Source organism: Alteromonas sp. LOR (assembly GCF_000753865.1).
Lineage (GTDB): Bacteria > Pseudomonadota > Gammaproteobacteria > Enterobacterales > Alteromonadaceae > Alteromonas.
The window spans coordinates 175,043-182,638 of the sequence record NZ_JQFW01000001.1 but is presented as its reverse complement, the minus strand read 5'-3'; the positions used below and the strand labels follow the sequence as shown (position 1 = coordinate 182,638).

10 protein-coding genes are annotated in these 7,596 nt (G+C 42.8%); 5 read left to right on the top strand and 5 right to left on the bottom strand.

From position 1 onward, the window contains the following. Positions 1 to 136: 136 nt before the first annotated feature. The 3 genes from JV36_RS0100790 to JV36_RS0100780 are packed head-to-tail and all read right to left on the bottom strand — an operon-like array spanning position 137 to position 2,643. On the bottom strand, positions 137 to 1,162 hold the full coding sequence (locus JV36_RS0100790) for a CDP-glycerol--glycerophosphate glycerophosphotransferase (RefSeq protein WP_032094756.1): 1,026 nt from the start codon (positions 1,160 to 1,162) through the stop codon (positions 137 to 139). After that, positions 1,159 to 1,557 carry an adenylyltransferase/cytidyltransferase family protein gene (locus JV36_RS0100785; protein ID WP_032094755.1) on the bottom strand — a complete coding sequence of 133 codons (399 nt, stop codon included), beginning with the start codon at positions 1,555 to 1,557 and terminating at the stop codon, positions 1,159 to 1,161. The genes JV36_RS0100790 and JV36_RS0100785 overlap by 4 nt, the downstream gene beginning before the upstream one ends. 12 nt (positions 1,558 to 1,569) lie before the next feature. Next, on the bottom strand, positions 1,570 to 2,643 hold the full coding sequence (locus JV36_RS0100780) for a CDP-glycerol glycerophosphotransferase family protein (protein ID WP_032094754.1): 1,074 nt from the start codon (positions 2,641 to 2,643) through the stop codon (positions 1,570 to 1,572). A gap of 368 nt (positions 2,644 to 3,011) precedes the next feature. Here JV36_RS0100780 and rpmB point away from each other — a divergent pair, with 368 nt between their 5' ends. The 4 genes from rpmB to mutM all read left to right on the top strand — a co-directional run bounded on the left by rpmB (position 3,012) and on the right by mutM (position 5,023). After that, positions 3,012 to 3,248: a 50S ribosomal protein L28 gene (gene rpmB / locus JV36_RS0100775; protein WP_032094753.1), complete on the top strand. Its 237-nt coding sequence runs from the start codon at positions 3,012 to 3,014 to the stop codon at positions 3,246 to 3,248. A gap of 11 nt (positions 3,249 to 3,259) precedes the next feature. Further along, complete coding sequence (gene rpmG, locus JV36_RS0100770; protein WP_013786148.1) at positions 3,260 to 3,415, top strand: 50S ribosomal protein L33; 156 nt, start codon at positions 3,260 to 3,262, stop codon at positions 3,413 to 3,415. A 333-nt stretch (positions 3,416 to 3,748) separates the two neighbouring features. Next, the gene (locus JV36_RS0100765) at positions 3,749 to 4,210 is read left to right on the top strand and encodes a hypothetical protein (protein ID WP_032094752.1); all 462 of its coding nucleotides are present in this window, start codon (positions 3,749 to 3,751) and stop codon (positions 4,208 to 4,210) included. A gap of 3 nt (positions 4,211 to 4,213) precedes the next feature. Beyond that, positions 4,214 to 5,023 carry a bifunctional DNA-formamidopyrimidine glycosylase/DNA-(apurinic or apyrimidinic site) lyase gene (mutM, locus tag JV36_RS0100760; RefSeq protein ID WP_032094751.1) on the top strand — a complete coding sequence of 270 codons (810 nt, stop codon included), beginning with the start codon at positions 4,214 to 4,216 and terminating at the stop codon, positions 5,021 to 5,023. Positions 5,024 to 5,084: 61 nt separating this feature from the next. Here mutM and coaD read toward each other — a convergent pair whose 3' ends face one another. Together coaD and JV36_RS0100750 are read right to left on the bottom strand one after the other, a co-directional pair. Continuing rightward, positions 5,085 to 5,573, bottom strand: coding sequence for a pantetheine-phosphate adenylyltransferase (gene coaD / locus JV36_RS0100755; RefSeq protein WP_032094750.1), 489 nt, complete (start codon positions 5,571 to 5,573; stop codon positions 5,085 to 5,087). Between the two features lie 157 nt (positions 5,574 to 5,730). Then, positions 5,731 to 6,459 (bottom strand): 3-deoxy-D-manno-octulosonic acid kinase, encoded by a 729-nt coding sequence (locus JV36_RS0100750; RefSeq protein ID WP_032094749.1) that lies wholly within the window; start codon positions 6,457 to 6,459, stop codon positions 5,731 to 5,733. A gap of 108 nt (positions 6,460 to 6,567) precedes the next feature. Between JV36_RS0100750 and JV36_RS0100745 the strand changes: the two genes are divergently transcribed. Continuing rightward, positions 6,568 to 7,572 carry a glycosyltransferase family 9 protein gene (locus JV36_RS0100745; RefSeq protein ID WP_032094748.1) on the top strand — a complete coding sequence of 335 codons (1,005 nt, stop codon included), beginning with the start codon at positions 6,568 to 6,570 and terminating at the stop codon, positions 7,570 to 7,572. Positions 7,573 to 7,596: the final 24 nt, after the last annotated feature.

Sequence of the window (7,596 nt, the reverse complement as noted above, 5' to 3'; positions counted from 1 at the left end):
ATGCTCATCGGATTTTTGCATCTATAAAAGATCGGTCAACCGATCGCTAAAATATTTCTTAACTGATCGGCATTAAGCATTTGCTCCCTTTTTATAACTCTGACCGTATTTAACGCGTAAAAGTGTACTTAACGCTTCACTTCCAATAGCCAAATCTTTTCCGTAATTTGAAATTACGAAAAAGGTTTTTGGGTTTCGCTATATTTTCTTTGCGTGGATAATTTTCAATTTCTTCAATTGTAGCCGCGAGCACTCGTTGTGCAGACTGCCCATCGGTGAAAGGGTGCATTTTTAGGCTGTAGTTTTTAATACTCTCTTTTAAAGCCTCGTCCATTGCGAGCGCTTTTTTTACCGCGTCTCCGAGGTTTTTAGCATCATCAATATCAATAAGCATAGGCTCAGGTTGGGCATTTTTAAAAGTGACAACGGGCTTTCCAAGTAGCAAAAATTCAGTGATGGCTGAGGAAGTATCTGAAACCATCACATCACTTTCTACTAGAAGAGGAATAATGCTATCAGAGTCGATAACTTCAAAATTCTCATGCTGCGCTCGTTTAAACGCATCTATTGTCTCTTTATCCATTTTGGGGTGAAATTTCACTTTCCACTTCCAAGATTTATTTTTGCTAAGGGCTAGCATTTCGTTGAACAGGGAATTTGCCGAGGTGAAGCTAGGCGAGAACGTTGGTGCATAAAGAATTACTGGGGGCTTGCTTTGTTGTGAGATGCTTGCTCTTGAGCGTTGAAACAAGGTATCTAGCTTCGTCCAGCCAGTTTCTCTTACAGTGAAATGAGGGTGCTTTGCCCGAAGCTGTTCAAACTCCTTGGTAAAAAATGGCCCTTGTGTACAGTACAAATCAAAGCAGCCTCGAATTCTGAAATGCCCTTTCTTTTTCCATTCAAAGCCGTGAAATAACTGTACTTTCAATCCTGGGATAAATGAAGGGACAATGTTTCCAGGCAGAAATGATGCATCGGGCTGAAAACTTATTGCCTCCGATATAGTAGATAAAACAATATCATCAGGTTGAAATTGCGACTTGTTTACCTCGCTGCCCTCTACGAACCATCTTACGTCATGTCCTTCTTTGTGCATTAGTGAACAAAGCGGGCGCAGAATCTCAAAAGAGTAATTCTGTGATAGGTAGAGTAAAAACTTCATCCGTTAACATCTCTAATTATTTCGATGATTTCGGTTGTAGAAATAGAGGGGGTTCTTGGCAAATAAACAACGTCACAAACGTCGCGAAATTCGTCAAATTTACCTTCCCAATCATTACCCATCACTAGCACATCTGCTTTGTGTTGAAGAATATAATCTCGCTTCTTTTCAAGGGATTCCTCCATGAAAACAGTATCAACAAAGCGCATAGAACTCAGCAGTTCCGATCTACTAGAAAAGGGATAAATAGGATTTCTGCCCTTTTTACTAAAATTCAATTCGTCAGAAGACAAACCCACTGTAAGGTGATCGCCGTGGGCTTTTGCTCGTTCCAAAATACGTACGTGACCAATGTGAAGCACATCAAATGTGCCAAATGTAATTACTCTTCGCAATGTTGCACCTTTTTATTTTGTTAGGTATTTAGCAATACGTTGACTGCATAGCCCATCTCTCTTACCGACCATTTTGTTGGTAATAGTTTGACGAATTTTACTTTTTGCATGTGGTGAAACTACACATTGCTCAATAAGCTCATTCGCAAGATTAGGGGACGTTGCTCTGTGTGCTATATCGTGGAATAAAGAGAGATCTGAGTCGAGTCGCTTTTTCAATCTGAACTTAAACAGGCCAGAGTAACTCCATCTTGTTTTTGAAAAATCACACCACACAACAGGTCTGTTCATAGCAGCAAATTCAAATATGGCGGACGATGCATCTGACAACATCACATCGGCGATCTGCATAAACGAAACAAGGCAAAATTCGTGTTTTTGGGCCACATAAACATTATCAAAAGATGCCCACCGTACTATTTTTTCTTTCTGTTTAACGTATTTTTTTTTAGTCATACTAAAAAAGTGAGGCTTTATAATAATGTTATATTTTTTAAGTGTTAGCGGCCAATCGTTTTTAAACTTTTCTATGCTGCTTGGGAAAAAAGTAGGTGCGTAGAGTATAGTGGGTTTGCCTTTTTCAAGTCCCAATTGTTCGATTGTTCTCGGTGGCTCTGTTCCATCAAAAATAGGGTCCAATTTAGCGTAGCCAGTATCAACAAAAGTTCTTGTAGGAAAAAGAGCTTGAAGGCGGGATAAACGGCTTTCACCTTCTACAAAGCGAACATCGAAAGGGAACTCTGATACGTTGTAATAACAAGCTTTAGGTCCAATTCCATGTTGCATAAGTGCAAGTTTGGGGCTGATTGTGGATTTTTCATCCGCTGAAAACGGAGGTATATTCCCAAAAATAATCCAATCTACATTTTGTGATTGATAAAAAGACAGTACGCTACTGCCATCTGGAATAAATTGATGGTTAAACTCTTTTTTGCTCAGTGTGGAAGTCTTAACCTCGTCGTATCCGGGTTCTTGGTGCAAAACGAAGTCTACTTTCACACCTAACTCCCTAAGCGCACATGCAACAGGAAGATACTGAGGCAAATAGTAAAGATGTTGAACATCAAAAATTACAGAATTTGTCATTTGGAGAGAAACCTATTTTTGCATAGTTGCTTTTTATTTTAGTGACGCGCCCGAGCGTGCGTGGTATGTTTGCGCCCACTCTATTTGTGGCTTTTGTTGAGCCGACTGCTCAATGTAAATTAGCACAAAAATAATCGGGTGTGGGTTGCGGTTATTAATTAAAGTACGGTAATTAGTAGTAGAAATGCCGAGATCGTAGAAAAAGCAGTTAAAAATTGAGCTTTTTTTACTTTTTTATTGAAATGATCCTGCCTTTGCTGTATAAAATGCGCCCTCTAATTTATAGTAATACGCCTTTTGACCCAACGACTATTTGAGTGGTGGGAACGACTGGCGCGACAGTTATCGTTGTTCTGGAGACAAATACAATGTCAAGAGTATGCCAAGTAACAGGTAAGCGTCCAACGGTTGGTAATAACCGTTCACACGCAAGAAATGCGACTCGTCGTCGCTTTTTGCCAAACCTTCAAACTCACCGTTTTTGGGTTGAGAGCGAAAGCCGTTTTGTTAAACTACGTTTGTCTGCGAAAGGCATGCGTATCATCGATAAGAAAGGTATTGACTCAGTATTAGCTGACGTTCGTGCCCGTGGTGAGAAAATCTAAGGAAGCCGACAATGCGCGATAAAATTAAACTAGTTTCTTCAGCAGGTACAGGTTTCTTCTACACTACTGATAAGAACAAACGTAACATGCCAGGCAAAATGGAGATCAAAAAGTTTGATCCTGTTGTGCGTAAGCACGTTATGTTCAAAGAGGCAAAAATCAAGTAAAGCCCTTTTAGAAAGAGCACTTGCTTTTGTCTCCACGAAAACCCGGCCTTTGCCGGGTTTTTTGCGTTTATTCGGTCACTCGTTCCCAGTACTGATCGCTTCTTCATCTTTCAAGGCACAACAAATCGTAGTCGCACGTTGAGAGAAGAGCAGAAGCCGCGAGATCGTGGTGAGATCCTTGTACACTAGGCCTACAGTACTGTTTCGCGATTAAAATGCTTCCATTTAGCCCAAAACTCGTACAACAACGATCAACACGCCCTAGTATCTTAAGAATTGAGGCTTTACTATATCTGCTCTTTTTCTCCTTTTTCATTGTAACGGGCATAGGCAATGGCAAAACTTTCACAGCGGGCAATGAATAACGTGGTCATCGTTGCCATGTTGATCATGATTGCTTTGTTTAACATCGATAGCTTACGTCCTCAAAAAGATATTGCTGAAGTACGCAGCTTGTTGCCGCAAAACGCCTATGTGTTAAAAATAGAGCATGACGACAACCAGCTTGTTAGGAGTGGTCAGCAGTGGCGGCAACGCAGCACTGAGGGCAAGCCTTCAATCAGTCCATATGCACAAATAGGCGGATGGCAAGAAGCGCGTCTTCGTTATCTAACTTCCCTTAAAAACGATATATCGGACATAGAGCCACTTGTTGTTGTGGTGTGGCTTGCGGGTGAAACAAATGGTCGGGTTTACGCCTTTTACCCCACGTCTTCTGTCACCGTAGTGAAAGTAGACAATAATTGGTATGCATTAGACAATGTGTCCCTAAGTACATTGCTCCCATGGATATAACCAATGCCTGAGTTACCAGAAGTTGAAGTGAGCCGTTTAGGTGTATCACCGCATTTAATCAACAACACTATCGCAAACGTCATTGTTCGCGAAAGAAGGATGCGCTGGCCTATACCTGAAGAGGTTTCATTAGTGGTAGGGCACAAAGTTAACAATGTTACGCGCAGAGCTAAGTACCTGTTAATTGAAACCGCCGTGGGAAGTTTGGTTTTACATCTTGGCATGTCTGGCAAACTACGGGTAATTGATGCGTCAACACCGCTAATAAAGCACGACCATGTTGATATTGTCTTAAACACTGGGCAATGTTTGCGTCTTAACGACCCTAGGCGCTTTGGTGCCGTGTTATTTCAAGCACCTGATACACAACTTGGTCTATTAGATAATTTAGGCCCAGAGCCGCTTACTGAGGCCTTTGATGAAAATCGTCTCTATACATTATCTCGCGGTAGAAAAAGTCCTGTGAAAAGTTTCATTATGGATAATGCGGTTGTGGTCGGCGTGGGCAATATTTATGCAAATGAAGCGTTGTTTTTAAGTGGTATCGACCCCCGTAGGCAAGCAGGTCGCATAGGTGCAGAACGTTATAAGCGTTTAACCCACAATATTAAACAGGTATTAGCGAAAGCAATCGCGCAAGGTGGAACCACCCTAAAAGACTTCGCGCAAACCGATGGTAAGCCGGGCTACTTCGCGCAGCATCTTAATGTTTACGGCAGAAAGGGCGAAGACTGTGAGGTGTGCGGTAGCCCAATTCAAAGTAAAGTCATCGGGCAGCGAAACACCTTTTTTTGTATTCACTGCCAGCGATAACCGCTCTTGCGGTCTCATGCATCAGCAGCCTCTGCGCAAGCAGTCTCAAGCGTTAGCAGGGCTATTTTTTCTTGCCTAATCGCTCTTGCAGAGCAGCTTCTACAACAGGGTGACAAAATCCGCTCACGGCACCGCGGTGAAGGGCAACTTCTTTGACTAACGTAGAAGAGATAAACGAATTTTCTTCAGCAGGAGTGAGAAAGACGCTTTCCAATTTTGGATTGAGGCGTCTATTCATATTCGCTAGCTGAAATTCGTACTCAAAATCAGATACTGCCCGCAAGCCACGAATCAGTATGGTGGCGTTTTGCTCATCAGCAAAATCTGCAAGCAGTCCTGTAAAGCCCACCACTTCAACGTTAGGAAGGTCGGCGGTAACTTGCTTAATCATTTCCACGCGCTCTTCTAGCGTGAACAATGGCTTCTTACTTGGATTTGATGCAATAGCTACAATCACGCGAGAAAATAATTGTGATGCTCGTTCAATAAGGTCGGCGTGTCCGTTTGTAATCGGATCGAAAGTACCTGGATAAAGTGCTCTAGTATGCATGTTGTCGAATCTTTTTAGTTATAAAATGAGTGTAGAGTGACGTTGTAGGGTAATTACTCAATATGTCAGCGCCATCAATGTAACACAGTTGAATCATAGTTAGGCGCTATTCCCATTGCTCTTATACTTGTCGTTATATTGGCCGCTATGTGCGTCGTTATGCTGTTTTTGCTATTGACGAATAGCCGTTAATACAATGCTGCCATTCGTCCATTGACCAATGAAAAATGGCGTTTTTCTCTTTTTCTTTTAGCAGTGAGCGCAGTAATCTGTCGAGGTTACCCGCTTTCCACTGGTGTCCTTGTCGTTTGCGACAGCGGTCAAAATCAATGAGCCAAATGGCTTGCTTGTCATCCATCATAATATTGCGAATGTTGGCATCGTGATGGTACACCTGACAGTTGTGCATTGCCGCAAGTGCGCGCCCAACGGTGTGCCACTGACTTTCACTCAGTGGCTCATGGCACAATACTTGGTGTAAGTCTTGGCTACCTGGTATTCTCTGTGTGATGAGATCGCCGCGATAAATCACTCCCCTACGGTGAATGTTAGCAGCAACCGGCACCGGAACATTCAGTCCTTCTTTACGCATTTCAGCAAGTAGCCTAAATTCTTCAAAAGGACGAGACGATTCGACTCCCAAGAACAAGTACTGATCGCTTAACAGTTTGCCAACTAAACCACCGCGCTGGAAGTGTCGAAGTACCCAACTGTGCTGCTCATGTTCAATAAACAGCGTTGTTCCTCTTCCTTTTGCATGGCCAGTGATTTTGTTTTGAAACTGCCAATGCTCATGGGTGAACATATCAATACTTGGCTCACCGATTATGGCGTCATCGTATAGAAAGTGGTGCCCGGCACCTAAGTCTCGTCGTATTGTCGCCATGTTTCTCACAACTTATGGTAAATTTAACATTCTAACGGTTTATTAAAGTTTTTCAGCAACAGTTTTTCAGCAAAAAGTGAGCGCTAAGTGGGAAAGAAGATTTGTATAATGCGTTTATCTGCTATTGGCGACGTGTGCCATGCAGTTGCCATGGTCACTCGTATTCAAACTCAGTGGCCCGATGCCCAAATAACCTGGGTGATAGGAAAAGTTGAGCATCAGCTCGTTAAACTAATGCCTAATATACGCTTTATCATTTTTGATAAAAAGCGCGGTAAAGCGGCAGTAAAAGACCTTAAGCAGGCGGTAACAGGCGAGATATTTGATGCCTTATTAATGATGCAGGTGGCTTTGCGAGCAAACTTAGCGTCTCGCGTTATAAAAGCAAAGCAGCGTATAGGGTTTGATTGGGCTCGTAGTAAAGAGTTGCACTGGCTGTTTGCTAATAAACGCATATCGGCTAATCAGCATGCTCACGTACTCGATGGGTTTATGGATTTTGCAGATGCATTAGGCGTACCTAGTGTAGACAAACCAGCTTGGCGTATTCCCGTTTCCAATGAAGATAGCGAATGGGGATTACAACAGGCAAAAACCCTTGGTAAATATGTAGTTATTGCCCCTGCCGCAAGTAAAGCTGAGCGAAATTGGTTGCCAGAACAATACGCGCGTATTGCCGAATATATTCAAAACAACAATGTGAACGTGATATTGTGCGGAGGTCCGGGGAGTTTAGACCGTGAAACTGCAGATGCAATAAAGCAAAGAGCAGGTGTAACCTTGCAAGATTTTACGGGGAAAACGTCGCTGCATCAGTTGCTTATGTTGCTTAAACACGCCGCGCTCGTCATCGCGCCAGACACAGGCCCCGCACACATGGCGACCACTGTTGATACGCCGGTTGTGGGGCTTTACGCTCATTCAAACCCGCTGCGAACCGGGCCTTATAATAATCTTAACGATGTCGCATCGGTTTACGATGAATGCATTAAAGAGCAAAAAGGCAAGCCGTGGCAAGAATTGCCTTGGGGCGTACGAGCGAAGGGCGATACCCTCATGCAAAGAATTTCTTTCGAGCAAGTAAAAGAAAAAGTTCATCCATATATCGCATAGCGTACTTTTTACTGGGTAAATTGT

Coding starts and splice junctions, on each gene's coding strand:
- JV36_RS0100780 (WP_032094754.1), bottom strand. CDS start 2,643: ATGACAAATTCTGTAATTTTTGATGTTCAACATCTTTACTATTTGCCT.
- coaD (WP_032094750.1), bottom strand. CDS start 5,573: ATGCATACTAGAGCACTTTATCCAGGTACTTTCGATCCGATTACAAAC.
- JV36_RS0100765 (WP_032094752.1), top strand. CDS start 3,749: ATGGCAAAACTTTCACAGCGGGCAATGAATAACGTGGTCATCGTTGCC.
- JV36_RS0100750 (WP_032094749.1), bottom strand. CDS start 6,459: ATGGCGACAATACGACGAGACTTAGGTGCCGGGCACCACTTTCTATAC.
- mutM (WP_032094751.1), top strand. CDS start 4,214: ATGCCTGAGTTACCAGAAGTTGAAGTGAGCCGTTTAGGTGTATCACCG.
- rpmG (WP_013786148.1), top strand. CDS start 3,260: ATGCGCGATAAAATTAAACTAGTTTCTTCAGCAGGTACAGGTTTCTTC.
- JV36_RS0100745 (WP_032094748.1), top strand. CDS start 6,568: ATGCGTTTATCTGCTATTGGCGACGTGTGCCATGCAGTTGCCATGGTC.
- rpmB (WP_032094753.1), top strand. CDS start 3,012: ATGTCAAGAGTATGCCAAGTAACAGGTAAGCGTCCAACGGTTGGTAAT.
- JV36_RS0100790 (WP_032094756.1), bottom strand. CDS start 1,162: ATGAAGTTTTTACTCTACCTATCACAGAATTACTCTTTTGAGATTCTG.